Raw genomic sequence first — 25,292 nt, 5'->3', positions numbered from 1 at the left:
CGCGGGTAGAGTGAATTCAAACGGCGCAAGCATGCGCCGCGCCACCGAATCACGAGTTCGCCATGACCCCGCTTCGCGTTCCGTTCTCCCTCACCGCGCTGGCCGCCTCGGCCCTGCTGGCGCTCGCCACGCTGGCCCCGGCCGCCGCGCTCGCGCAGACCGAACCGGCGCCGCCTCCCGAGGTCACGCCCTCGGCTCCCACCACGCAGCAGGCCGGCGGCGATCCGCCCTCGCGCGTGGCGCGGCTCGACTACCTGTCCGGGCCGGTGACCACCGAGCCGGCCGGCGCGAGCGACTGGTCCTACGCCGCCGTCAACCGGCCGCTGACCAGCGGCGACCAGCTCTGGAACGACCAGGGCGCGCGCTCGGAACTCCATATCGGCTCGACGGCGGTGCGGCTTGACCAGTCCACCGCGCTGGCGATCCTCGCTCTCGACGACCGCAACACGCAGCTGAAGGTGGGCCTGGGCAGCCTGTCCACCCATGTGCGCGAGTTGCCGGCGGGCAGCGCCTACGAGATCGACACGCCCAACCTCGCGCTGGCCGTCGACGGCGCCGGCGACTATCGCGTCGACGTGGCCCCGGACGGCACCTCGACCACCGTCACGGTGCGACGCGGCAGCGCCACCGCCTTCGGCGACAACGGCCAGATCCCGATCGCGGCGGGCCAGCAGCTCAGCTTCACGGGCACCAACCTGCAGCTGAGCGCCAACAACGCCGCGCCGGGCCCCGATCCGTTCGACCAGTGGAGCGCCTCGCGCGACGCGGCCGAGGACCGCTCCATCTCGGCGCGCTACGTGTCGCGCGAGATTCCCGGCTACCAGGACCTCGATGCGAACGGAAGCTGGCGCGATTCGCCCGACTACGGGGCGATCTGGATCCCCAACGACGTGCCGGCCGGCTGGGCGCCCTATCACACCGGCCACTGGATCTGGCAGGCGCCCTGGGGCTGGACCTGGGTCGACGACGCGCCCTGGGGCTTCGCGCCGTATCACTACGGCCGCTGGGCCTATGTCGACGACAGCTGGGCCTGGGTGCCCGGCCCGATCGTGCCAGCCGAGCCACCCTGCTACGCGCCGGCGCTGGTGGCCTTCGTCGGCGGCGGGGGCGGAGGCTTCGACTGGAGCGTCGGGCTGGCCGTGGGCGGCGCGGTGGCCGCCGGCGTGGCCTGGTTCCCGCTCGCTCCGCACGAGGCCTGGCATCCCGGCTGGGGCGGCTGGAGCCCGCGCTATTACGATCGCGTGAATCGCACGGTGATTGTCAACAACACCCGCATCACGAACATCACCAATATCCACAACACCTACGTCAACTACCACGTGCGCAACGCGGTGACGGCGGTGCCAGCGCAGGCCTTCGTGCATGGCCAGCCGGTCGCGCGCTTCGCGCAGCACGTCGATCCGCGGCAATGGCACGACGCGCGGATCGGCGCGGGCGCGCCCGGCATCGCGCCGGTCCGCCAGAGCTTCTCGGGCGGCCTGCGCAACGCCAGCTATCGGCCGCCACAGCCGGCGCTCTCCCACCCGATCGTCGCCACCCGCAACCCGGCGGTGCCGGCCGCGTTCCACGACCGGCAGGCGCAGCAGTTCGCGCAGCACGGCGGCCGGGTGCCCGGCGCCGGCGCGCCGGTGGTACGCAGCGCGACTCCGCCGAACTACGCGCCGCGGCCGACCCACCTGGCCGGCACCAGCCCGGGCGCGCCGAACCAGTGGGCGATGCGCAACGTGCAGCTCGTCAATCCGCGCGGACCGGTATTGCAGCCGGGCCGACCGGTGCCCGCCGTGAGCGCCACCGCCGGCGGCCAACGGATGCCGCGTGAAGAGCCCGGCCGGATGCAGCAGGAGCCCGGGCAGCGCTCGGTGCCGGGTGCGCCCGGTGCGCCGGGCGTGGCCGTGCCGGGCAACCGGGCGCCGGGCGCCGTGGCACCGGGCAATGGCGTGCCGCGGCCGCCCGCCGAAATTGGCCGGGAAGGAGTGCCCGGGGGACGTCCCGGCGCGGGCGCGCAGCCGGCCTGGACGCAGCCGCACGCGCCGATCGAACAGCAGCGCGCGGCCGGCCAGTTCCGGCCAAACGAAGCACCTGGCGCGCGAGAGAACGCGCAGCCGCATGCCGCGACACCGGGCGCGCCCGCCATCTTCGGCGGCGGTCGCCCGGCCGGTCAGCAGACGGAGCCATCACGCGCGCCGGGCTTCGTTCCGCAACCGCATACGCAGCCCGCGCAACCGCGAGTGGAAGGAGCGCGCGCCGAACCGGCCCGGCCTCGTACCGAATCCCGCATCGAACCCCGTGTGCCGACGCCGCAACCGACCTTCGCGCGCCAGCCCGAACGCCAGCAGGCGCCGCCGGTCGAGCGGCCCCAACCGCACTTCGACGCACCGCAAGCTCCGCGAGTCGAGGCGCCTCGCATCGAACGGCCTCAGCCTCATTTCGAAGCGCCGCAGCAGCCTCGTGTCGAACGCCCCGCCGCGCCGCCGCCGGCACCGCATTTCGAACGCCCGGCGGCACCGCCCCCGCCGCCGCGCGTCGAGGCGCCGCGGCCGGCGCCGGCGCAGCACGAGTCGCCAGGACAAGGCAGGCAAGAGCATCATTGACGCGCACCATCGGCATCGCCGATGAAAACCGTCATGCAGAAAACCCGCGCCTCGACAGCGCGGGTTTTTCGTTGATACGGCCATCGGTATCACGGCCGGCGAGCACGAACCGATTACAAAAACACCCTCGCGGGCATTACAAAATCGGCAGACCAATTGCCGGCACACGGGTAAAGTGCGCGATGCGGCGCGAGGGCGCCGACATCGAATAACGACATCACACATGACACCACACCGCGTTCCCCTGCTCCTCACTTCGGTGACGGCGGCGGCGCTGCTCGCGTTCGCCAGCCTCGCCGCCGCATCGGCCCACCCCGCGCAGCCCCGCCCCCAGACGCCTGCCCCCGCCGATCCGCCCACGCTGGTGGGCCGCATCGACGACCTGAGCGGGCCGGTTACGCTGCTGCCCGCCGGCGAAAGCCGGTGGGTCTATGCCGAGCTGAACCGCCCCGTGACCACCGGCGATCAGCTCTGGAACGACAAAGGCGCCAGCTCGGAGATGTATATCGGCTCGACCTCGGTTCGGCTCGCGCCGTCGAGCGCGCTATCGATCCTGAACCTCGACGAAAGCGCGGCTCAGTTGAAGCTCTCGCTCGGAACCTTGATGGTGCACGCAGCGCAGTATTCCGTGATCAATCCCGAGGTCGACACGCCCAACGCGGCGCTCGCGCTCGAGAATCCGGGCAACTATCGGATCGACGTGGCCCCGAACGGCACCTCGACGACCGTCACGGTACTGAAAGGAAGGGTAACCGCCTACGCTGATGGCGGTCAGATGGAAATCGGGGAAGACCGGCAAATCACCTTCATGGGCACGAACCTGCAGACCACGGGTAGCCATGTCGCGAAGGCGGACAACACGTTCGTGACCTGGATCTCGCAACGCGATTTCGCGGAAGCGCAATCGCCCACGGCACGCATCGTGTCGAGGGAAATGCCGGGCTACCTGGATCTCGATGCGAATGGCACCTGGCGACAGACCGACGAGTACGGCACGGTCTGGACGCCGAGCCACGTGGCAGCCGACTGGGCACCGTACAAGAAAGGCCATTGGATCTGGCAGGCGCCCTGGGGCTGGACCTGGATCGACGATGCGCCCTGGGGCTTCGCCCCCTATCACTATGGTCGCTGGACCTACATCGACAACGGCTGGTCCTGGGTCCCGGGCAAACGCATCGACCGCGACGACACGCCAGCCTATGCACCGGCGCTGGTCGGATTTGCCGGCGACGCGGACAACGACTTCGACCTCGGGGTGGATCCCGACTTCGATGCAACGAATCCGACAAACACACCGCGAGCCGCCTGGTTCCCGCTCGCTCCGTCCGAGGCCTGGCGCCCCGCCTGGGCGCGCTGGAGTCCGGGTTACTTTCAGCGCGTGAATGCCCTGGCGCTCTCCAGCCGTCGGCTCCTGGTCACCCAGGTACGCAATACCTACATCAACTACGCCGTGCCGAACGGCTTGACGGTCGTGCCGGCGCAGGTCTTCCTGCTCGGCCAGCCTACCGCGCGACACACGCAGCACGTCGATCCGCGGCAATGGCGCAACGCGCGGCTCGACGTCGGCGCACCGCGGCTCGCGCCGGTTAGCCAGAGCTTTGCGAGCACGCTGCACGGCGCGCCCTACCAGCCGCCCGCGCAAGCTCTCGCGCATCCGGTCATCGCGATCCACAACCCGGTGGTGCCGGCCGCGTTCCAGGACCAGTTGGCCCGGCAATTCGCTCAGCGCGGCAGCGTGCCCGGCATCGGCGCGCCGGTGGTTCGCGTCGACACGCCGCCGAGCCTCGCCACACGGCCCTCCCGTGCCGCGAAGAGCCAGCCCGGCGCGACAGACCAGCCGAATCCGTCGAGCCTGCTGGCGGCGCGACCGGGGCAGGTCGTGCATCTCGTCAGCACGCGCAGCTACGTTTACCCGCTCGACCAGCCCGTGCCGGCACGCCCGACGCCGCCCCAACCGCCGACGGCCGGCGACAAGGCCGCGGCCCTGCATGCCGATGCGGCAACGCCGAGCCCCGGCGCGGTCCCGCATCCGCCCGCCGAGGCGGGGCCTGCCGCCGGCGCCAGGCAGCCGGCCTGGACCCAGCCGCACGCGGCGATCGCCGCGCAGCATGCCGGCGATGCAGCAAACGCCGATCCGGCGCTGCATCACGACAGTGCATCGCATCTCGCGCAATCGGGCGCGAGCGATGGCGGTCATGCGCACAAGATGGCGATGGCGGCGCTCGCCGTGGCGGGCGCGCGCGGCCTCATCGCCGCCCAGCCGGGCGCGAAGCTCGCCTCGGCACGAACCGTACCACCAACCCCGGGCGCACGCGCCGCGACGCTGCCGAATTACGCACAGGCGTCGACTTATGCGGCCACCTCGCGCGCCGCGACGGCGTCGCGTCAGGATGCGTCGCCCTCGTATGCGTCCTCGCGTGGCTCCCCATCGCCCTCGTATGCGCCGACACGGAGCTCGTCGGGCTCTTCCTCGTCGGGCTCATCGTCCTCGTCGCCAGGCGCTTCGTCACGCTCGTATGCGCCGTCGTGGTCCTCGTCGAGCTACGCGTCGGGCTATTCCTCATCGAGCTCCTCGTCCTCGTCTTCGAGCGGCTCGTCGCGCTCGTATGCGCCGTCGCGATCCTCGTCGAGCTATTCGTCCGGCTACTCCTCGTCGTCGAGTTCGTACTCGTCTTCGTCATTGAAATCCTCGTCGTCGGGATCGAGCCGCTCCAGCCGTCGCTGAAACCCCGGCTCCCCCAAACGACAAGGCCCGCGCCATCACGGCGCGGGCCTTGTCGTTCAAGAACCGGGAGGATGTCGCCCGGCAGCCGCGTTCAGACCGCCATCGGCGCGGTCAACGGCGCGTGGTGCCGATAGCCTTCCAGCGAAAAATCGGCGGGCTCGATGCGCTCCAGCCACTCCGGCTCGTAGACGCCCGTCTTCGCGTATTCCGGCACGCGATCGGCGATCGCCAGGCGCGGGCTTTCATAGGGCTCGCGCTCGAGCTGCTGGTTCAGCATGTCGAGCTGGTTCTCGTAGATGTGCGCGTCGCCGATGAAGTAGGTGAACCAGCGCGGCGTGTAGCCGGTCAGCCGGCCGACCAGCGACAGCAGCGCGGCGCCCTCGGTGAGGTTGAACGGCGTACCGAGGCCGACGTCGTTGCTGCGGATATACAGGCACAGAGAGATCTCGCGCGTGACCGGGTTGGGCAGGAACTGGTAGAGCAGATGGCAGGCCGGCAGCGCGATCTCGTCGAGCTTCACGGGATTCCAGCCATGGAACAGGATGCGGCGGCTCGACGGGTCGCGCATGATGGTGTCGAGACAGTCGCGTAGTTGGTCGATCGCCTTGTACAGCAGCACCTGCTGCGCGCCCTCTTCCTCGAAGCGCGTGACGATGCGATAACCGCGCGCCAGCGCATCCTCGAGCTGCCCGGTGGCCTGCGCGTCGAGCACCTTGTAGCCGGGCCAGCGCCGCCATTGCACGCCATAGACGTCGCCGAGATCGTCGACGCCGCTGCGATAGGGATTGGCCAGCCAGGCGGCATTGTCGTTGGCGTTGGCATCCCAGACCTTGCAGCCGAGCGCGCGGAACTCGGCCGCGCTGCGCGAGGCGCGCAGGAAGCCGACCAGCTCGCCGATCGCCGACTTGAACGCCAGCTTCTTGGTCGTGACGGCCGGAAAGCCTTGCTGGAGGTCGAAGCGCAGCATCGCGCCGGGCATGCTGATGGTGCGGATGCCGGTACGATTTTCCTGCCAGGTGCCGGTGTCGAGGATGGAGCGGACGAGATCGAGATACTGTTTCATGCGGGTTCCTTCGGCCGCGAGCGCGGCCGCATCCCGCAATTCTAGCAAGCCTCTGGCCGCCGGGTCGGCGGCCGGCTCAGCCGACGGCCGGCACCGCCAGCCCGACCAGGTCCTGCTCGCGCTCGCGCATGCCGTGCGCGACCATCAGCCGGTACAGCGTGACGCGCGACACGCCCAGCTCGCGCGCCGCATCGGCGAAGCGCCCGCGATGACGCAGCAGCGCGATCTCGATGGCGCGCCGCTCGGCGGCCTCGCGCGCGGCCAGCAGGGACACCGGCTCGGAGGCGACGAACTCGCCCAGCTCGAGATCGGCCGCCGTGATGGTGCGCCCTTCGGCCATCACCACCGCGCGCCGCACCCGGTTGATCAGCTCGCGCACGTTGCCGGGCCAGCCGTAGTTGTGCAGGGCGGCGATCGCGTCGGGCGCGAAACCGCGCAGGCGCCGGCTCGCATCGCCGCGAAAGCGCTCCAGCATATGGCGCGCCAGCACCTCGATGTCCTTGCCGCGCTCGCGCAACGGCGGCTCGACCACCTTCAGCACGCACAGCCGATGAAAGAGATCCTCGCGGAAGCGCCCGGAACGCAGCGCGGCTTCCATGTCGACATGGGTCGCGCAGATCACCCGTACATCGACAGGAATCGAGACATGGCCGCCCAGCCGCTCGATCCGCCCTTCCTGCAGGAAGCGCAGCAGGCTGGCCTGGCTCTCCAGAGGAAGATCGCCGATCTCGTCGAGGAACAGCGTGCCGCCATGCGCGGCCTCGACCCGGCCGATCTTGCGCTGGGTCGCGCCGGTGAAGGCGCCGCGTTCGTAGCCGAACAGTTCGGACTGCAGCAGATGATGCGGGATCGCGCCACAGTTGATCGCGACGAAGGGCGCCTCGGCACGCGCGGAACGCTCGTGGATCGCCACCGCGGTGAGCTCCTTGCCGGTGCCCGATTCGCCCGCGATGAACACCGGCGCATTGGTGGAGGCGACCTTGCGGATGGTGCGGAACAGCGCCAGCATCGCGTCGCAGGCGCCCACCATCTCGCCCTCGCCGCGCGCCGGCGAATGCGGCGGCTCGGTCAACCGGATCATGCCGTAGGCGTGCCCGACCGATTCGACGATGCGCTCGCGATCGCAGGGCATCGTCACGTAGTCGAAGCAGTAGTCGCGCACCAGCCGGCGCAGCGCCAGGTCCTGCATCTGGCCGGGGCCGGTGGCCGCGATCCAGCCGACGTTCGGCGTGGTCAGGCAGGTCTCGACGTCGCCCAGGTCGTTGGCCGCGACGCCGCCCGAGACATCGAGCAGCCCCCCGGCCGTGCCGCCGCGCGCCGCGGCGCGCCGCAACTCGCGAGCCGAGTCGACCACGTCGACGCGCCAGCCGCGCGCATCGAAGCAGCGTTGCAGTTCAGCGCTTGGGTCGCGCGAAAAATAGATCAAATGCCTAGTGCCGATTTCCATCGCACCATCCTTCGTCCGATTCCAGCACGCGTGGCGACGCGTGCATCCACGGGATCGAACGAAACCTCACGGGATGGGGGGTCGTACGATCCACGCGTCCTGTTGCAGACATTGAAGTCTCCCCGGCAATAAGGCGCATATCTTCTGTCGGCCGCGACCCGTCGGCCTTGATAGGTCCTGCATTGTTCTTGTGCTGCTGCCCTGCCGGTGCGAGTCAATCTACGCCGACTCCATCCGCCACAGCTTTAATTTTTGTCAACGATTCCCGCGATTTTTTTTGGTGTGCACGCTGGCGATTCGTCTATCGAAATCTCGCTCTTCGCGACAAGGCCGCGAACGCGTCCGAATCAGTGTCAGCGCTTTCGCATCCCTTGAGTATCCGAAGTAATCCGTACGAACCGTGTTTCAGAACTGAAACACTTTCGCGAATCCGCCGGCACTCCACGCCTGCCTTTCGCGACGGGAGCCTTGCGCGGCGCCCCTCGCGCGAAGGTGGCACGCATTTCGCTCCATCAGCGGCATGCCAGGACACGAGATCCGCTCCATGAGACGACATCCCCGAACCCAGGCCGGCCTTGCGGTGCTGATGGCCCTGCTGTCGTTCGCGGCGCTGGCCGAGACGGACGGCGACGCCGATCCGGCCGCGCCGCTGGTCCGTGCCTGGTCCGCGGCGATGCCGTTGCGGCTCGGCCAGGCGCTCGACGATACGACGCTGGCCGCGCAGCACGGCCGCGCGGTCGGAACGTCGATGCTGGCCACCCTGCGCACGGGCGGCGGCGCGGTCACGCTGTGGGACGAGATCGCGCCGCCCAGGCCGCCGGTGCCGTTGCCCGCCGGCGCACCGCGTCCGATGCAGGGCAGCCGCATCAGCTACCTGCGCCGCTGAACCCGGCGCGCGATCGCAGTTCGATATCGAGGGAGTCGAGATGAAGTGCGCCGCAACCTGGCCGAGCCGCATCGATCATTTCGTCATCCGAATAATTTTATCGGGCGCCGACCGGCTGCCCGTCGCGGTTCGTATCGTCGATCGCAGCTCGGCGATACCGCTTTTCGTGTCTTGTCCCCCGGCAGGCACGCTTTTTATTCCGCAGTCCCTTCCAACCTGGAGATCCGCATGAAGCGCACCGTCATCGCAGCAGCCATCCTCGCATCCACGGCCGGCTCGGCCTACGCGGCCGACGCCCACCTGTACGACCTGACTGCCGTGACCGAGGCGGTCGGCGTGTTCGGCGTGGTCGGCCTGTACGGCGCCGTCCATGTCACGAGCAGCGCCGGTGCGCTCATCAACAACAACCAGGCGGTGGTGCTGAACCACGTCTCGCTCGAACCGCTCGCGCAAAGCTATACCAAGGGCGCGGTGACCACCAGGGTCGACAACGTGTCGGCCAGCACCCGTGTGCAGGGCTCGTCCTATCGTGCCTCGGCGCAGAGCGCCTCGTTCGATGCCTCGATCCAGACGGCCTCCTCGCAATCGAGCTCGCGCAGCGGCAGCAGCTGGATCGCGGGCGGCGCGTACAACACCGCGTCGGCCCAACAGAGCACGACGCTCGACCAGTCGTCGAGCCTGCATCAATCAGGCAACAGCGGCGGCTCGGCCTTCATCGCCGGCGGTGCGGCCGGCGCGGCCGGTACCAGCCAGTCGGCGCAGCTCAGCGGCTACTTCCTGCCGGGCCTGTTCGGCTTCGTGGCGGGCGGCAGCGCCTCGCAGAACGAAAGCGGCTACATCGTCGGCGGCGCCGGCGCGATCTGGGGCGGCACGTCCTATGCGAATGCCTCCGGATCGGCGCAGCAGCATGCCGACGCGAGCAGCAGCAGCACGCAGGCCCGCTTCGGCACGGCCTGGAGCGCGGGCGCGACGCGCAGCGAGGCACATGACAGCTCGAGCGCCTCGATCTCGCGACAACAAAGCTCGGAGTCGGTACGCGCCGCGGCCTGGGGCTACAGCAACACCTACGACTCGACGCGCGTGGCCACCACCGGCAGCGTCACCCAGGTCGTCGACACCGAACAGCCCGGCACGCTGACGGCCACCACCGGCAACAGCGCCGCCACCGGCGTGAAGGGCAACCTCGGCATCAACCTCGCCGAAGGCATCGACAACGTGCAGAGCAACGACGTGTCGCTCGCCTCGGTCGACATCGGCAACGTGTTCGGCAATGCGCAGATCTTCAGCAACCAGTCCTCGGCCGGCCATGCGCGTATCGACAACTTCGTGCTCAATGCCTCGCTCGGCGACGGTTCGCTCGCGCAGGCCTCGGGCAACGTGGGCGTGAACGTGACGGTCGGCATCGGCAACGTGCAGAACAACAGCCTGGCCGGCTCGATGACCACCGCTAACGCGGCCCATGCCAGCACGGTCGCGATGCTCGCCACCGACGACAACACCCAGGTGGCGGGTGCCGCCATCAACGGCCGCTTCGTCGGCACGGCGATGCTCGGCGCCAACACGCTCACTGGCGCGACCGGCAACATCGGCGTGAACATCGCCGGCGGCGCAGGCAACCTGCAGCACAACGGCCTGGCGATCGCCGCGCTCAACAGCGGCCACTGAGTGCCGCCGCGGCGTCGCGCACCGCGTGACGCCGCTGCATCGAAACCGGCCCGGGTCGCGCGCAGGCGCGTCACGGGCCGCCTCGTCGCGACGGCTCCCGGGCCGCGTGCGGCGAGGCATTCCATAACGGGAGCACCGCCATGGCCATGGCACGCCGCAAGGCATTCGCGCGTATCGAGCCCCGCTCTCGCGGGCGGGCCACGTCGCACCCGCTCCCTGGCCGCCGGAACCGATGATGCTCGACTCCGACACCTCGCTGTCGGCCGGCCCGTTCATCGCGCCGCCGCCGATCGTTCCCGCGGAGTCCGTGATGCGTCCGCTCGTCTATCTGTCGCGCACGCCCGATGCCGCGCTGGTCGCCCACCTGCGCGCGCGCGGCTGGCAGGTCCAGGTCTGCCGCTCCGCGCAGGACACCGTCCGGCGCCCAGGGCAGGACGCCACCAGCGCCGGCATTGTCGACCTCGATGCCTTCGCGCCGCGCGAACTGGCCGCGCTCGAACGCGCGCTGCGCCAGCCGCGGATCGGCTGGATCGCCCTCACCGGCGAGGCCCGCCTGGACGAGCCGGCCGTCAGGCATCTGATCCGTCAGTACTGCTTCGATTACGTCAGGCACCCGGCGCCGCCCGCCACGCTCGACTATCTGGTCGGCCATGCCTACGGCATGATCGCGCTGGGCGAATCCGAACCGCCGACGGCCGCGGCGGCGGGCGGCGACGAGCAGATGGTGGGCAGTTGCGAAGCCATGCAGCAGTTGTTCCGCACCATTCGCAAGGTCGCCTCGACCGATGCACCCGTGTTCATCGCGGGCGAATCGGGCACCGGCAAGGAGCTCACCGCGGTGGCGATCCATGAGCGCTCGGCGCGCAGCAAGGCTCCCTTCGTCGCCATCAATTGCGGCGCGATCCCCCACACGCTGCTGCAATCGGAACTGTTCGGCTATGAGCGCGGCGCCTTCACCGGCGCGACCCAGCGCAAGATCGGCCGGGTCGAGGCCGCGCATGGCGGCACGCTGTTCCTCGACGAGATCGGCGACATGCCGGTCGACAGCCAGGCCGGCCTGCTGCGTTTCCTGCAGGAAGGCCGCATCGAGCGGCTCGGCGCGCGCGAGTCGATCGCCGTCGACGTGCGCGTGCTGTGCGCCACCCATGTCGATCTCGAGGCGGCGGTGCGCGACGGACGCTTCCGCGCCGACCTCTATCATCGGCTGTGCGTGCTGCGCGTCGACGAACCGCCGCTGCGCGAGCGTGGCGGCGATATCGACCTGCTGGCGCGCCATGTGCTGCGCAAGTTCGGCGGCGACGGGGTGCGGCGCATCCACGGCTTCACCGAATGCGCGCTCGACGCGATGCGCCGCTATCCCTGGCCCGGCAACGTGCGCGAGCTGATCAACCGGGTGCGGCGCGCGATCGTGATGGCCGACGGGCGGCTGCTGTCGGCGATGGACCTCGATCTCGGCGCCTACGCCTCGCAGCAGGCCGTCACGCTCGCCGACGCGCGCGAGAGCGCCGAGCGCCGCGCGATCGAGGCCGCCCTGCTGCGCCATCGCCATCGGCTGACCGACGCGGCGCTCGAACTCGGCATCTCGCGCGCCACGCTGTACCGGCTGATGGACGCCCATGGCCTGCGCGAGATGGCTCATGGCGACCTGCCGCGCGGGGCGAACGACGACGGCCACGAGGCGCCGGGGCCGGGCGAGACGACGGGCGGCGTGAAGGCCGATGGGATGGCCGACGACGCAACGGCTTGCGGCCAGGGAGGCCTGGACGCGTCTCGCGAAGACGACGGCGGGGACGACGGCCCAGGGGAACCGCCTCATCGCTGAGCGGACCCTGCGGTCGATGAAGCCCGAACAGGCCGCGCGAGCCTTGCCGCGGCAGGCGATCCGGTAGAATCGCTCGCTTTGCAGCCTGCTCCGGATATCGTCATGACCACCCTGACCCTGATCGTCGCGCGCGCCCGCAATGGCGTGATCGGCCGTGACAACCAGCTCCCCTGGAAGCTTCCCGAGGACCTGGCCTTCTTCAAGCGCACCACCATGGGCGCGCCGATCGTGATGGGCCGCAAGACCCACGAATCGATCGGCCGCCCCCTGCCGGGGCGCCGCAACATCGTGGTCACGCGCGATGCGGCACGCCGTTTCGAGGGCTGCGACACGGTCGGCTCGCTGGCCGAGGCGCTGGCCGTGGCCGCGCGCGACGGCGCGGCCGAGGCTTTCCTGATCGGCGGCGCGCAACTCTATGCCGAAGGGCTCGGCCAGGCCGACAAGCTGATCGTCACCGAGATCGACGCCGATTTCGAGGGCGACGCAGCCTTCCCGGCACCGGATCCGGCCCGCTGGCGCGAAGTCTCGCGCGAGGTGCATCATGCCGGCGCGCCTAACGATTTCGACTACGCCTTCGTCAGCTACACGCGCCTGGCCCCGGCCTGAGGTCGCGGCCACTAAAAAACGGCGCCGCATCGAGCGGCGCCGTTTTCGTTCAAGGCTGGCGGGCGGCTGCCCGCCGCGGGCTCACTGCCCCGCGATCGTCATCTGCTCGATCAGCACCGAACCGATTTCCTTGGTGCCGCGCACGATGGTGTCGGCACCGATCGCGACGATGTGGCGGAACATCTCCTGCAGCGTGCTCGCCACCGTGATCTCCTCCACCGGGTACTGGATCACGCCGTTCTCGACCCAGAAGCCGGCCGCGCCGCGCGAGTAGTCGCCCGTCACGTAGTTCACGCCCTGCCCCATCAACTCGGTCAGCAGCAGGCCGGTGCCGAGCTTCTTGAGCATCGCGTCGAAATCGTCGCCGGCGCGCGTGTTCGTGCTGCGCAGCGCGAGGTTGTGCGAGCCGCCGGCATTGCCGGTGGTCTGCGTGCCGAGCTTGCGGGCCGAGTAGGTCGACAGGAAGTAGCCTTCCACCACGCCGTCCTTGACCACGCTGCGCGCGCGCGTACGCACGCCTTCCTCGTCGAACGGCGCGCTGCCCATCGCGCGCGGCACGTGCGGATCCTCGACCACCTGCACGTGCGGGGCGAACACCGGCTTGCCGAGGCAGTCGACCAGGAAGCTGGTCTTGCGGTACAGCGCGCCGCCGCTGGTGGCCTGCACGAAGGCGCCGAGCAGCCCGGCCGCGAGCGGCGCCTCGAACAGCACCGGCACCTTGCGCGTATCGAGCCGGCGCGAGCCCATGCGGGCCAGCGCGCGCTCGGCGGCGTAACGGCCGACCGCCTCGGGCGCGGCGAGATCGTCGGCATTGCGCTTGGAGCTGTACCAGTCGTCGCGCTGCATGTGGCGGCCGCTGCCGGCGATCGGCGCGCAGGCCACGTAGTGGCGCGAATAGGGATAACCGGCGAGGAAACCGCGCGAGGTGGCCAGCACGAACTGCGAATGCTGGGCCGAGACGCTCGCGCCCTCGGAATTGCGGATCTGCGGGCTCACCGCGAAGGCGGCGTCCTCCGAGCGGCGCGCGATCTCGACGGCCTCGTCGGCCGACAGCGCCCAGGGATGGTAGAGATCGAGGTCGCGCGGCTCGGTCTCGAGCAGTTCGGCCTCGGCCAGACCCGCCGCCTCGTCCTCGGCCGTGAAGCGCGCGATGTTGTAGGCGGCCGCCACGGTGTCCTTCAGCGCGGCCGGGGAGAAGTCCGAGGTGCTGGCATTGCCGCGCTTCTTGCCGATGAACACCGTGACGCCGACCATCTTGTCGCGATTGTGTTCGATGGTCTCGACTTCGCCGCGCCGCACCGACACCGACAGGCCATCGCCTTCCGAGATTTCGGTCGCCGCGTCGGACGCGCCGAGCGCCTTCGCGTGCCGCAGGATGTCCGAGGCGATTTCTTTCAGTTGCTCCTGCGTGTGCGGGAAATGGCGCGCGGGTGCGTCGGTGTGAGCAGGCATCGTCGTGTTGTCCGGTGGCGGGCGGGTCGCCCGCGTGGTTCGAAATAGGCGTATCCCGCGATCATAGCAAGGTCCGGCGCCGGCTACCTATCCAGGCCCCGCCCCTGCCCGGAACGATCGCGCGACCGGCCGGGGCCCGCGCCGCGATACAATCTCGCCCATGAACCGCAAAACCCGTATCCAATCGATCGAGCATGGCGACGACGACGCCGACCATGGCTACGATCGCCCCAGCAAATCCCAGCTGAAACGCGAGATGCACGCGCTGCAGCAGCTTGGCCGCGACCTGGTCGAACTGCCCAAGGACGCCCTCAAGCGCATGCCGATGCCGGAAGATCTCAACGATGCCGTGCGCGAGGCGCGCCGCATCACCGACCACGAAGGCAAGCGCCGCCAGATGCAGTACATCGGCAAGGTGATGCGCTCGCTGACCGAGCCCGAGATCGAGGCGCTGCGCACCGCGCTCGACACGCAGCGCGGCGTGAACAAGGCCGCCACCGCGCGCCTGCACTGGATCGAGCGCACCCGCGACCAGTTGCTCGCCGACGACGAGGCGCTCACGCGCTTCATCCGCGACTACCCGGCCGCCGACGCCCAGGAAGGCCGCACCCTGATCCGCAACACCCGCAAGGAAGCCCAGCTCGGCAAGCCGCCGCGCTATTTCCGCGAGCTGTTCCAGTGGATCAAGACCGTCAGCGGCAAGCCCGGCGAGGATGCCGAGGGCGAAGGCGAGCATGACGACGAAGCCGAGCACGATGACGACGAATCGTAAGCACCCCGACGAACTGATCGTCGGCCTGGTCTCGATCAGCGACCGCGCCAGCCGCGGCGACTACCAGGACCAGGGCATCCCGGCGCTGGAGGCCTGGCTCGGCGGCGCGCTGACCTCGCCCTGGCGGGCCGAGACGCGCCTGATCGCCGACGAGGCGCCGCTGATCTCGGCCACCCTGGTCGAGCTGGTCGACGTGGCCGGCTGCGACCTGGTGCTGACCACCGGCGGCACCGGCCCGGCGCGCCGCGACGTGACGCCGGAAGCCACGCTGGCGGTGGCGACCCGCGAAATGCCGGGTTTCGGCGAACAGATGCGCCAGATCAGCCTGCGCTTCGTGCCGACCGCGATCCTGTCGCGGCAGGTGGCGGTGATCCGCGAGACGGCCGACCATGCCGCGCTCGTGATCAACCTGCCGGGGCAGCCGAAATCGATCAAGGAAACGCTGGAAGGCTTGCGCGACGAGGCCGGCAAGGTAGTGGTGCCGGGCATCTTCGCCGCCGTGCCCTATTGCATCGACCTGATCGGCGGCCCCTACATCGAGACACGCGCGGACGTGACGGCCGCATTCCGGCCCAAGAGCGCGCAGCGGCCGCCGCGCGAAGCCTGAAGGCCGGCCAGGGCCGGCTGAATCCGGCTCAAAGGCCGGCAAAGCGGCCCCTTCGGCCGCCCCGCCGGGCTCAGGCGTCCGCGGTACCGGCGCTGGCCGCCGGAATCAGGAAATGCTCGCGGTAGTACTTGAGCTCGTCGATCGACTCGTGGATGTCGGCCAGCGCGGTATGCATCGCGCGCTTCTGGAAACCCTTGTAGATCGCCGGCTGCCAGCGGCGGCACAGCTCCTTGAGGGTGCTGACGTCGAGGTTGCGGTAATGGAAGAAGCTTTCCAGCTCGGGCATCCAGCGCGCCATGAAGCGGCGGTCCTGGCAGATCGAGTTGCCGCACATCGGCGACTTGCCCGGCGACACGTATTGCGCGAGGAAGGCCTGGATTCGTGCGGCCGCCTCGGCCTCGCTCACGGTGGAGGCGCGCACGCGGTCGATCAGGCCCGAACGGCCGTGCGTCGACTGGTTCCAGGCATCCATCCTGGCGAGCGTCTCGTCGCTCTGGTGGATCGCCAGCACCGGGCCTTCCACGGCCTTGTCGAGCGTCGAGTTGGTGACGACCACGGCGATCTCGATGATGCGGTCGCTATCCGGGTTCAAACCCGTCATTTCCATGTCGAGCCAGACGAGATTGAGCTCGTTGCGCACGAGCGTGGCCTGGCCGGCGGATTCGGGGAGTTCGGTCATACGGTTTTCCTGGAAGATCGGCAGCGGCGAGCGCCCTGCCATGGCGGCCGAAGCCTGTTCGAGGTCCGATGAGCGGGCCCCGACCGCAAGAACATATAATTCTCGCATAGATACCACTGGCCACTGGCCTCCCCCGATGTCCGCCTACCCGTTCACCCTGCTGTTCGCCGCCGCCATCCTCGCGATGGTCGGCACCAAGCTCTGGCTCGCCACGCGCCAGATCCGCTTCGTGGCCGCCCATCGCGGCGCGGTGCCCGCCCAGTTCCGCGACACCATCCCGCTCACGGCGCACCAGCGCGCCGCCGACTACACGGTCGCGCGCACCCGGCTGACCATGCTGCAGATCGTCGCCAGCGCGGTGCTGCTGATCGCGCTGACGCTGTTCGGCGGCGTCGGCGCGATCGACCACGCGCTGCGCGGCTGGCTCGGCGGCGGCTACGGCCAGCAGATCCTGCTGATCGCGGCCGTGCTGCTGATCACCAGCGCCGTCGAGATCCCCTTCGACTACGTGCGCCAGTTCGGCATCGAGGGCCGCTTCGGCTTCAACCGCATGACGCGCAAGCTGTTCTTCGCCGACCTGGCCCGCAATACCGCGGTCGGCGCCCTGCTCGGCCTGCCGCTGCTGTTCGTGGTGCTGTGGCTGATGAACCGCGCCGGCCCGCTCTGGTGGCTGTGGACCTGGATCGTCTGGGTCGCCTTCCAGATGCTGGTGCTGGTGCTGTATCCGAGCTTCATCGCGCCGCTGTTCAACAAGTTCGAGCCGCTCGGCGACGAGGCGCTGCGCGCGCGCATCGAGGGCCTGATGAAGCGCTGCGGCTTCGCGGCCAAGGGCCTGTTCGTGATGGACGGCAGCCGCCGCTCCGCGCACGGCAACGCCTACTTCACCGGCTTCGGCGCCGCCAAGCGCATCGTGTTCTTCGACACGCTGCTGGCGCGCCTGTCGGGCAGCGAGATCGAGGCGGTGCTGGCCCATGAGCTGGGCCACTTCAAGCGCCGCCACATCGTCAAGCGCATGCTGGTCACCTTCGTGCTGAGCCTCGCGCTGCTGGCCCTGCTGGGCTGGCTCGCCGGGCGCACCTGGTTCTATACAGGGCTGGGGGCCCTGCCCTCGATGGCGGGCAGCAACGCCGGCCTCGCGCTGACGCTGTTCTTCCTGGCGGTGCCGGTGTTCCTGTTCTTCGTCACGCCGCTGAGCAGCATGAGCTCGCGCAAGCACGAGTTCGAGGCCGATGCCTTCGCGGCCAGCCAGACCGACCGGCAGGACCTCGTCAATGCGCTCGTGAAGCTCTACGAGGACAACGCCTCGACGCTGACGCCCGACCCCGTCTATACCGCCTTCTACTACTCGCATCCGCCCGCCTCGCAGCGGATCGACCGACTGCTGCGCCCGGCATGACGCGGGGCCGTCAGCAAACGCCGGCTCGTCCGGCCAAGGGCGGCGCCGAGCGCCTCGGCGGCCGCGTGATCGCCGCGCACGGGCGCCATTACCTGGTCGCGCCGGCCGACGGCGGGCCGATGCTGCAGTGCTTCCCGCGCGGCAAGAAGAGCGAGGTGGCGGTGGGCGACCGGGTTGTCTACGAGCGCAGCTCGGCCGACCAGGGCGTGATCGTCGAGATCGAGACGCGCCGCAACCTGCTCTATCGCTCGGATCAGTTCAAGTCCAAGCTGTTCGCGGCCAACCTCGACCAGTTGCTGATCGTGCTGGCCACCGAACCGTATTTCAGCGAGGACCTGCTCGGCCGCGCGCTGATCGCGGCCGAGGCGAACCAGCTCAAGCCGATCGTGGTGCTCAACAAGATCGACGTCGAGGCCGCGCTGCCGGTGGCGCGCGAGCGGCTCGCGCCGTATCGCGAGCTCGGCTACGACGTGCTCGAGCTGTCGGTGAAGGGCGCGCCCGAGGCAACGCTCGAGCAGTTGATGCCGCGCCTGGCCGGCCATTCGACGATCCTGCTGGGCCAGTCGGGGATGGGCAAGTCGACCCTGGTGAACCTGATCGTGCCCGAGGCCGAGGCCGCCACGCGCGAGATCTCGGCGGCACTGAACAGCGGCCGCCACACCACCACCTTCACGCGGCTCTACCCGCTCGCCGACGGCGGCGCCCTGATCGATTCACCGGGTTTCCAGGAGTTCGGGCTTTACCACCTGACCGAAGGCCAGTTCGAGCGCGCCTTCCCGGAATTCCGGCCGCTGCTGGCCGATTGCCGCTTCTACAACTGCCATCACCTGCACGAGCCGGGCTGCGCGATCCTGGCGGCCGTCGAGGATGGGCGGATCGCGAAATCGCGTCATGCGCTGTACGCGCAACTGGTCCACGAGGCCAGCCAGATCGTGCGCTGAAGGCGCACGCTGCCCGCCCCGCCCGCCTCGCGTCGATGCGCTTTACCGCCCCCGACCTCGCCACCGCCCACCACTGGGTCAATGTGCTGGACGCGGCCGGGATCGGCTGCGAGTTGCACAATCGCTTCGCGACCGGCGCGCTGGGCGGGCTGCCACCCGATCAGTGCGCGCCCGAGATCTGGCTGCACGACGAGCGCGACACGGCGCTGGCGCGGCGCATCCTCGAGGCAGCGCGCTCGGGGCCGCCGGCGGGCGCGACGCGCTGGCGCTGCGGCGGCTGCGGCGAGGTGCTCGACGCACAGTTCACGGCCTGCTGGCATTGCGGGCGGACCCGCGATCCGCGTGACAAGGAAGCCGGGCCTGCGGATTGAGCGCCGGCTCGACCGGCGGCCCGGAAACGAAAAAGCCGGCTTCGCGTGAGCCGGCTTTTTCGTTGGGGAGGCGCTGCCGCCTCCCGGCCATCGTCGTCCTGGTGATCAGGACACCCAGACGGCGAGCGTGAGCATCAGCAGCAGGATCATCCACAGGATCACGGCGCGCCAGACCAGGCCGACCGCCGATTGCAGGGTGCGCGGCGTGCAGTCGTCGCCGACCGACAGCGGGCCGCTATCGCCCACCGACAGGGCGTCGACGCTGGACGGCTCGGCCAGCGGACCGGCCAGCCGCGCGCCCAGCGCGCCGCTGCCGGAGGCCAGCAGCACGCCGTCGTTCGAGTCGGGCCATTGGCGCGTATGGTTGCGCCAGGCGTAGACCGCATCCTCGAAATTGCCGACGATGGCGAAACCCAGCGCGGTCAGCCGCGAGGGAATCCAGTCGATCACGAAGAAGGCGCGCTGCGCGAAATTCGAGAACGCCTCGGTGCGATCGTCGGTCGGCACCGACCAGCTGCGCGACAGGTATTCGGCGATCCGGTACAGCACCGCGCCGGCCGGGCCGAACGGCAGCACGAACCAGAAGAACACGCCGAACACGTGCCGGTGCGAGGCCACCACGGCGTGGATCAGCGTATGGCGGACGATCTCGCCGACCGGCATGTCGACCGTGTCCAGGCCGGTCCATTCGGCCAGCACCTCGCGCGCGCGCGGCACGTCGTCGTTGTTGAGCGCGAGATGGATGTCGGTGAAGTAATGGCTGAACTGGCGGAAGCCGAGCGTGAAATAGACCACCACCACGTTCCAGACGAAGGCGAACGCGAAGCTGAGCTTGAACAGCAGGTAGTAGACCAGCGCGACCGCCAGCACCCAGGGCACCACCACCACCAGCCAGGCCAGCACGCCATGCTTCTTCTTGCCGGCGTCGAAACCATGCGCCGCAGTTTCCGCATGGAACTGGAACAGCGCGAAGACCGGGTTACCCGGCGACAGCGCGCGCACCTGCTCGATGATGAGGGCGAGGAGAACCGAAAAGAAAGTCATGCGAAAGGCCGTGCCGTTCTGGGTTATACGATTTTTCGCATAACGATAGCACAGCGGACCCGCGCGAGGGTTCGGGTCCGCCTCGTCGGTTCGGCTCGTGCGGGCATCGGTTCAAGGCTGCGCGGCAAGGAAACGGTACAGATTGCGCAACATGCCGGCGGTTGCCCCCCAGATGAAGTAATGGCCGTCGTCGCGCCCGTTCGGATAGGGCATCGCAAAAAAACGACGCTCGCCGCCTTCCCACTTGAACAGGCGCACTTCATGACGCTCGGGTGCCATCAGGAAGGCCAGCGGCACCTCGAAGATCTCGGCGACCTCGAGCGTGTCGGCTTGCACGGTGAAGGGCGGATGCACGATGCCGACCACCGGCGTCACGCGGTAGCCGGTGCCCGTCAGGTAGTCGGGCAGCGCGCCCAGCACCTCGACGTGCTCGCGGTCGAGCGCGATTTCCTCGCGGGCCTCGCGCAGCGCGGTGGCGGTCGAATCGGCGTCGCCGGGTTCATGGCGCCCGCCCGGGAAACTGATCTGCCCGGGATGGTCGGTCAGGTGATCGGCGCGCTGTGTCAGCAACACGGTAAGGCCGTCGGCACGCGCCACCAGCGGCACCAGCACGGCGGCGATGCGCGGATCGCCCTGCTCGCCCAGGCGCGCCTCGGCCGGCTCCTGCGTCCACGCGTGATGTTGCGCGAAACGCTCGCGCAAACCCGCCGGCGTCAGCACCGAATCGGAAACGCGCGGCAGGCCGGCGCCCGTCGATTCGACGGGCAGCACTTCGGGGTCGATGATCGGGCGACGTATCACGGGGTGCTCGCGGAAAAGTCTGACGGAAACCGTATTGTCGCGCCGGAATAAAAAAAGCACCCGGGTGGGTGCTTTTTCCTTACAGCATTTACGCCTGCTCTTGCTGGGTAGCTGCCGTGCGATCCTTCGACACCAGCTTTTCCTTGATTCGAGCCGACTTGCCCGAACGCTGACGCAGGTAGTACAGCTTGGCACGGCGGACATCGCCGCGACGCTTGACGACGATGCTCGCGAGCAGCGGCGAGTACGTCTGGAACGTACGCTCGACGCCTTCGCCCGACGAAATCTTGCGGACGATGAAAGCCGAGTTGAGGCCACGGTTGCGCTTCGCGATCACGACGCCTTCGTAAGCCTGAACGCGCTTGCGGTTACCTTCCACCACGTTCACGTTCACGATCACCGTATCGCCGGGGGCGAATTCGGGGATCGTCTTGCCTGCGAGCGCGCGCTCGATCTCTTCCTGCTCAAGTTTTGCGATCAGATTCATTACTGACTCCCAATGCCATCTTGTCGGCGTTTGCGCCCGTCCGTTCCCAGACTCGGCCCCGATAGAGGATGGATTCACAACTGGTGTCGCGCACGCGTGCGCGACACCGCCTTGGTTCCCGGAGCGCCGCCGGAACGCCTCAGGTCGAGGCCTTCCTCGCGGCCTTCGCGAGACTTGCGAGCCAGACCTCGTCGGCCCGACTCAACAACTGCTGGCTGCGCGCCCGTTCGATCAGGTCGGGGCGCTTCAACCACGTATTGCGCAACGCTTCCTGGCGCCGCCACTTCTCGATTTCCGCGTGATGGCCGCCGAGCAGCACATCGGGCACGCGCACGCCGTCGTACTCCTCGGGACGCGTGTAATGCGGGCAATCAAGCAGGCCATCGACGAAGCTGTCCTGCACGGCCGATTGCGCGTCGTTCAGCACGCCGGGCAAGAGCCGCACCACCGCATCCATCAAGGCCATCGCCGGCAGTTCACCGCCCGACAGCACGAAATCGCCGAGGCTGATTTCCTCGTCGACGCAACGATCGAGCAGACGCTGGTCGATCGCCTCGTAGCGGCCGCAAAGCAGCACCACGCCAGGCTCGTCGGCCATCCGCACCACCCGTTCATGGGTGAGCGGCGCGCCTTGCGGCGACATCATCACGACCCGCGTGGACGCGATCCCCTGCTCCGCCTGCGCGGCCTTCGCCGCGCCGATCGCCGCTTCCAGCGGCTTGGCCAGCATCACCATGCCGGGCCCGCCGCCGTAGGGACGATCGTCGACCGTGCGGTAATTGTCGGTCGTGAAATCGCGCGGGTTCCACGTGCGCAAGCCGAAACGCCCCTGCTTGACGGCCCGGCTGGTGATACCCCAGTCGGTCAGCGCATGGAACATCTCGGGAAAGAGCGTGACGACATCGAACTGCATCGCGCGCTCCTTTGCGTCGTTCATTTCAGTAATCGGCTTCCCAATCGACGACGATACGCTTCGCCGCCTGATCGACCGTCTTCACGTACACGCCGACGAACGGGATCAGCCGCTCGCCGCGCACGGGCTTGCCATCCTTGCCGCTGGCCGGATAGTCGACCCGCATGATCGAGTGCACGCCGTTGTCGATCATGTCGCCGACGCGGCCGAGTTCGACACCCGCCTCGTTGACGACATCCAGGCCGATCAGGTCGACCCAGTAGAATTCGTCCGCGTCGAGCGCCGGGAAATCCTCGCGACGCACGTAGACGCGGTAGCCACGCAAGGCCAGCGCCTGATCGCGATCGGCCAGGCCGGCCAGATGCGCGACGACGGTATCGCTGTGGAACTTGGATTGCGTGATGCCGACTGCCAGGCGCTCGGCGCCCTTCTCGAACCACCAGGTACGGGCCTTCAGCAGCGCATCGCCGCCGCGACCGGCACCGGCATGCGGTGCGATCTTGACCCAGCCCTTCAGGCCGTAGGCATCGACGATCGCGCCGACCTCGACCGCATCGTCGGGCCAGGACTGCGCCGCGGCGAGGCGTTCCGAACTCGGGACCGGCTTGTCACCTGCTGCCTCCGGTTTCGCGCCACCCTTGGCGGGTGCGCGCTCTGCCGGCTTGCGGACGAACACGCCAAACGTCGAGGCTTCGCGTGTGCCGCGCTTTGCATCACCGGATGAATCGTGACCGGACATTCAGACCACCTCGCGGCCGCGACCACCGGAAAACGGCGCCATATGACTTAGGCGGCCGGTTGTGCCTTTGCCGCTTCCTTCACGAGGCGGGCGACGGTCGGCGACAGTTGTGCGCCAACGCCTTGCCAGTACGTCAGGCGATCCTGGGCGATACGCAGCGATTCGCCCTTGGTGGCGACCGGGTTGTAGAAGCCGACGCGCTCGATGAAACGGCCGTCACGACGGTTGCGCGAATCGGTAGCGACGATGTTGTAGAACGGGCGCTTCTTCGAGCCGCCGCGAGCCAGACGGATGATAACCATATGAAGTCCTTCGGAAAACCGGGTTCGAAACTGCTGAAACACGCGATTATAGCTGGAAACCGACGGCATAACAAACACTTACCGTACAAAAAAGCGCGGGGCCCCGAAAAACCGGCCGGCTGCCGATTCCCGCCCGAGCGCCTACACTTGCTGGACCGTGCCGCCGCGCACGCTCTTCCCGGATCGTCCATGCGCGCTCCAGCCCCCCGCCTCGTCCCACGTGTCACCTCACGCCTCTCGCCGCGTCTCGCGCCTACCAGCCGCCGCTTCGCCGCCGCGCCGCGGCGCCTGCGGGCCGCCGGTGCCGCCTGCCTGGCCGCCTGTCTGGTCCTGGCAACAAGCCTTGCCGAAGCCGCGCCGCCGCCCGTCGAACGGCTCAAGCTGCCGCCGGGCTTCCACGCCGAGGTGTTCGCGGCCGATCTCGCCAATGCCCGCGAAATGGCCTGGTCGCCGCGCGGCATCCTGTACGTGGGCTCCACCGAGGGCAGCGTGCATGCGCTGACGGTTCGCGACGGCCGCGTGGTCGCGCGCCACGTGGTGGCCAGCGGGCTGGAGATGCCGGTCGGCGTAGCCTGGCGCGACGGCGCCCTCTATATTTCCGCGATCTCGCGGATCCTGCGACTCGACGGCGTCGACGAGCGGCTCGACCAGCCGCCCAAGCCCGTGGTCGTCACCGACAAGTTGCCGAGCGAACGGCAGCATGGCTGGAAATTCATCGCCTTCGGGCCGGACGGCAAGCTCTACGTTCCGGTTGGCGCGCCCTGCAACATCTGCGAACCGGATCGCGACCGCTACGCGATGATCGGGCGCATGAACGCCGACGGCAGCGACTACCAGCGCTTCGCGCGCGGCGTGCGCAATACGGTGGGCTTCGACTGGCACCCCGTCACACACGAACTCTGGTTCACCGACAATGGCCGCGACATGCTCGGCGACGACGTCCCCGACGATGAACTGAACCACGCCCCGCGCGCCGGCCTCGACTTCGGCTATCCCTATTGCCACGCCGGCGACGTAGCCGACCCGCAATACGGCAAGGGCCACCCCTGCAGCGGCTTCACGCCGCCGGCGCTGAAGCTGGGCGCGCACGTCGCCGCGCTCGGCATGCGTTTCTATACCGGCTCGATGTTCCCGGCCGACTATCGCAACACGATCTTCATCGCCGAGCATGGCTCCTGGAACCGCAGCAGCAAGTCCGGCTACCGCGTGGTGCGCGTGAGCACCGGCCCGGACGGCGGCAAGCCACGCATGGAGGTGTTCGCGCAGGGCTGGCTGCAGCCGGGCGAGCAGGTCTGGGGACGCCCGGCCGACGTGCTGCCGCTGCCCGACGGCTCGCTGCTGATCAGCGACGACTACGCCAACGCGATCTACCGGATCACTTATACCGGACACTGAGCGCGGCCGGGTGACCGACCCTCCATCGCATCGTAGAATGGCTGACGGCATCGCCCCGGTGGCGATGCCGCCCTGAACCTCGAAAGCCCCATTCGCGCCGCCCCTGCCCCGGTCCGCCATGCCATCCCAGTCGCCGCGTTTCCGCTCGAAGACCCTCGCCGCCGCCCTTGCCTTCCTGTTCGGCTCGCTCGGCGCGCATCGCTTCTATCTATATGGACAGCGCGACCCGGTCGGCTGGGCGCACCTGCTCGGCATCGTGCTGGGCGTGCCGGGCCTGCTGCTGCTCGTCGCCACCGCGCGCGCCTCGCTGCTCGGCTGGTGCCTGGCGGTGCCCGGCGCGATCTCGCTGTTCGCCGCCTTCCTGACCGCGATCGTCTACGGGCTGCGCGCCGACGAGAAGTGGGATGCGCAATTCAATGCGCAAAGCGAGCAAAGCAGTCGCTCGGGCTGGACCGTGATCTTCGTGGTGATCTTCTCGCTGCTGATCGGCGCCTTCCTGCTGATGACGGCGCTGGCGCTGTCGTTCCAGACCTACTTCGAATCGCAGGTACAGGCCGCCAGGGAGCTATCGCAATAAGCGGCCGAGAC

The 25,292-nt window shown here is 69.0% G+C and carries 24 protein-coding genes; 14 read left to right on the top strand and 10 right to left on the bottom strand.

Annotated elements, in window-relative coordinates:
* Positions 1-62: 62 nt before the first annotated feature.
* From BM43_RS28610 to BM43_RS41930, 3 genes are read left to right on the top strand one after another with little or no spacing between them, the layout of a single operon-like run.
* Entirely contained in the window at positions 63-2,591 is a 2,529-nt protein-coding gene (locus BM43_RS28610; RefSeq protein ID WP_036052354.1) for a DUF6600 domain-containing protein, read from the top strand.
* Positions 2,588-2,803: a hypothetical protein gene (locus tag BM43_RS40860; protein ID WP_144417703.1), complete on the top strand. Its 216-nt coding sequence runs from the start codon at positions 2,588-2,590 to the stop codon at positions 2,801-2,803. Before BM43_RS28610 ends, BM43_RS40860 begins: the two co-directional genes overlap by 4 nt.
* Before the next feature lie 11 nt (positions 2,804-2,814).
* Positions 2,815-5,316, top strand: a complete 2,502-nt coding sequence (locus BM43_RS41930; protein WP_052409178.1) for a DUF6600 domain-containing protein — start codon at positions 2,815-2,817, stop codon at positions 5,314-5,316.
* Between the two features lie 91 nt (positions 5,317-5,407).
* Here the strand turns inward: BM43_RS41930 and BM43_RS28600 are convergent, their stop codons facing one another.
* Together BM43_RS28600 and BM43_RS28595 are read right to left on the bottom strand one after the other, a co-directional pair.
* On the bottom strand, positions 5,408-6,379 hold the full coding sequence (locus BM43_RS28600; RefSeq protein WP_036052355.1) for a thymidylate synthase: 972 nt from the start codon (positions 6,377-6,379) through the stop codon (positions 5,408-5,410).
* A 76-nt stretch (positions 6,380-6,455) separates the two neighbouring features.
* A complete protein-coding gene (locus tag BM43_RS28595; protein WP_013697039.1) occupies positions 6,456-7,826 on the bottom strand; it encodes a sigma-54 dependent transcriptional regulator in 1,371 nt (456 codons plus the stop codon).
* Positions 7,827-8,370: 544 nt separating this feature from the next.
* Here BM43_RS28595 and BM43_RS28590 point away from each other — a divergent pair.
* The 4 genes from BM43_RS28590 (at position 8,371) to BM43_RS28575 (ending at position 12,805) form a co-directional block, all read left to right on the top strand.
* Positions 8,371-8,712: a hypothetical protein gene (locus tag BM43_RS28590; protein ID WP_144417702.1), complete on the top strand. Its 342-nt coding sequence runs from the start codon at positions 8,371-8,373 to the stop codon at positions 8,710-8,712.
* 228 nt (positions 8,713-8,940) lie between these two features.
* On the top strand, positions 8,941-10,377 hold the full coding sequence (locus BM43_RS28585; RefSeq protein WP_036052357.1) for a hypothetical protein: 1,437 nt from the start codon (positions 8,941-8,943) through the stop codon (positions 10,375-10,377).
* A gap of 235 nt (positions 10,378-10,612) precedes the next feature.
* A complete protein-coding gene (locus BM43_RS28580; RefSeq protein ID WP_063769152.1) occupies positions 10,613-12,199 on the top strand; it encodes a sigma-54 dependent transcriptional regulator in 1,587 nt (528 codons plus the stop codon).
* Between the two features lie 102 nt (positions 12,200-12,301).
* A complete protein-coding gene (locus BM43_RS28575) occupies positions 12,302-12,805 on the top strand; it encodes a dihydrofolate reductase (protein ID WP_036052363.1) in 504 nt (167 codons plus the stop codon).
* Positions 12,806-12,886: 81 nt separating this feature from the next.
* Here the strand turns inward: BM43_RS28575 and pmbA are convergent, their stop codons facing one another.
* The gene (gene pmbA, locus BM43_RS28570) at positions 12,887-14,257 is read right to left on the bottom strand and encodes a metalloprotease PmbA (RefSeq protein WP_013697034.1); all 1,371 of its coding nucleotides are present in this window, start codon (positions 14,255-14,257) and stop codon (positions 12,887-12,889) included.
* 160 nt (positions 14,258-14,417) lie between these two features.
* On the opposite strand from pmbA, the gene yjgA reads away from it, so the two are divergent.
* Both yjgA and mog read left to right on the top strand, forming a co-directional pair.
* Positions 14,418-15,029, top strand: coding sequence for a ribosome biogenesis factor YjgA (yjgA, locus tag BM43_RS28565; RefSeq protein WP_013697033.1), 612 nt, complete (start codon positions 14,418-14,420; stop codon positions 15,027-15,029).
* Positions 15,013-15,636, top strand: a complete 624-nt coding sequence (gene mog, locus BM43_RS28560) for a molybdopterin adenylyltransferase (protein ID WP_080742116.1) — start codon at positions 15,013-15,015, stop codon at positions 15,634-15,636. The genes yjgA and mog overlap by 17 nt, the downstream gene beginning before the upstream one ends.
* Before the next feature lie 70 nt (positions 15,637-15,706).
* Here the strand turns inward: mog and orn are convergent, their stop codons facing one another.
* Positions 15,707-16,315, bottom strand: a complete 609-nt coding sequence (gene orn, locus BM43_RS28555; protein ID WP_036053682.1) for an oligoribonuclease — start codon at positions 16,313-16,315, stop codon at positions 15,707-15,709.
* Positions 16,316-16,451: 136 nt separating this feature from the next.
* Between orn and BM43_RS28550 the strand changes: the two genes are divergently transcribed.
* The 3 genes from BM43_RS28550 to BM43_RS28540 are packed head-to-tail and all read left to right on the top strand — an operon-like array spanning position 16,452 to position 19,023.
* Entirely contained in the window at positions 16,452-17,711 is a 1,260-nt protein-coding gene (locus tag BM43_RS28550; RefSeq protein WP_036031845.1) for a M48 family metallopeptidase, read from the top strand.
* Positions 17,708-18,652 (top strand): ribosome small subunit-dependent GTPase A, encoded by a 945-nt coding sequence (rsgA, locus tag BM43_RS28545; RefSeq protein WP_036052364.1) that lies wholly within the window; start codon positions 17,708-17,710, stop codon positions 18,650-18,652. The genes BM43_RS28550 and rsgA overlap by 4 nt, the downstream gene beginning before the upstream one ends.
* Positions 18,653-18,687: 35 nt before the next feature.
* Complete coding sequence (locus BM43_RS28540; RefSeq protein WP_036052365.1) at positions 18,688-19,023, top strand: putative signal transducing protein; 336 nt, start codon at positions 18,688-18,690, stop codon at positions 19,021-19,023.
* 105 nt (positions 19,024-19,128) lie between these two features.
* Here BM43_RS28540 and BM43_RS28535 read toward each other — a convergent pair whose 3' ends face one another.
* The 6 genes from BM43_RS28535 to rpsP all read right to left on the bottom strand — a co-directional run bounded on the left by BM43_RS28535 (position 19,129) and on the right by rpsP (position 23,309).
* The gene (locus BM43_RS28535) at positions 19,129-20,067 is read right to left on the bottom strand and encodes a CobD/CbiB family protein (protein WP_036052367.1); all 939 of its coding nucleotides are present in this window, start codon (positions 20,065-20,067) and stop codon (positions 19,129-19,131) included.
* A gap of 111 nt (positions 20,068-20,178) precedes the next feature.
* Complete coding sequence (locus tag BM43_RS28530; RefSeq protein WP_036052370.1) at positions 20,179-20,868, bottom strand: CoA pyrophosphatase; 690 nt, start codon at positions 20,866-20,868, stop codon at positions 20,179-20,181.
* Between the two features lie 88 nt (positions 20,869-20,956).
* Positions 20,957-21,355, bottom strand: a complete 399-nt coding sequence (gene rplS / locus BM43_RS28525) for a 50S ribosomal protein L19 (RefSeq protein ID WP_013697025.1) — start codon at positions 21,353-21,355, stop codon at positions 20,957-20,959.
* 139 nt (positions 21,356-21,494) lie between these two features.
* The gene (trmD, locus tag BM43_RS28520) at positions 21,495-22,292 is read right to left on the bottom strand and encodes a tRNA (guanosine(37)-N1)-methyltransferase TrmD (RefSeq protein ID WP_036052372.1); all 798 of its coding nucleotides are present in this window, start codon (positions 22,290-22,292) and stop codon (positions 21,495-21,497) included.
* 1 nt (position 22,293) lies between these two features.
* A complete protein-coding gene (gene rimM, locus BM43_RS28515; protein ID WP_036052374.1) occupies positions 22,294-23,007 on the bottom strand; it encodes a ribosome maturation factor RimM in 714 nt (237 codons plus the stop codon).
* Positions 23,008-23,054: 47 nt separating this feature from the next.
* The gene (gene rpsP, locus BM43_RS28510) at positions 23,055-23,309 is read right to left on the bottom strand and encodes a 30S ribosomal protein S16 (protein ID WP_013697022.1); all 255 of its coding nucleotides are present in this window, start codon (positions 23,307-23,309) and stop codon (positions 23,055-23,057) included.
* Positions 23,310-23,498: 189 nt separating this feature from the next.
* On the opposite strand from rpsP, the gene BM43_RS28505 reads away from it, so the two are divergent.
* Together BM43_RS28505 and BM43_RS28500 are read left to right on the top strand one after the other, a co-directional pair.
* Positions 23,499-24,704, top strand: a complete 1,206-nt coding sequence (locus BM43_RS28505) for a PQQ-dependent sugar dehydrogenase (protein WP_036052379.1) — start codon at positions 23,499-23,501, stop codon at positions 24,702-24,704.
* A gap of 118 nt (positions 24,705-24,822) precedes the next feature.
* Positions 24,823-25,281, top strand: a complete 459-nt coding sequence (locus tag BM43_RS28500; protein WP_036052382.1) for an NINE protein — start codon at positions 24,823-24,825, stop codon at positions 25,279-25,281.
* Positions 25,282-25,292: the final 11 nt, after the last annotated feature.

The sequence above is a fragment of the Burkholderia gladioli genome (assembly GCF_000959725.1).
GTDB classification, from domain to species: domain Bacteria; phylum Pseudomonadota; class Gammaproteobacteria; order Burkholderiales; family Burkholderiaceae; genus Burkholderia; species Burkholderia gladioli.
This window is presented reverse-complemented; position numbering and strand designations above follow the sequence as displayed.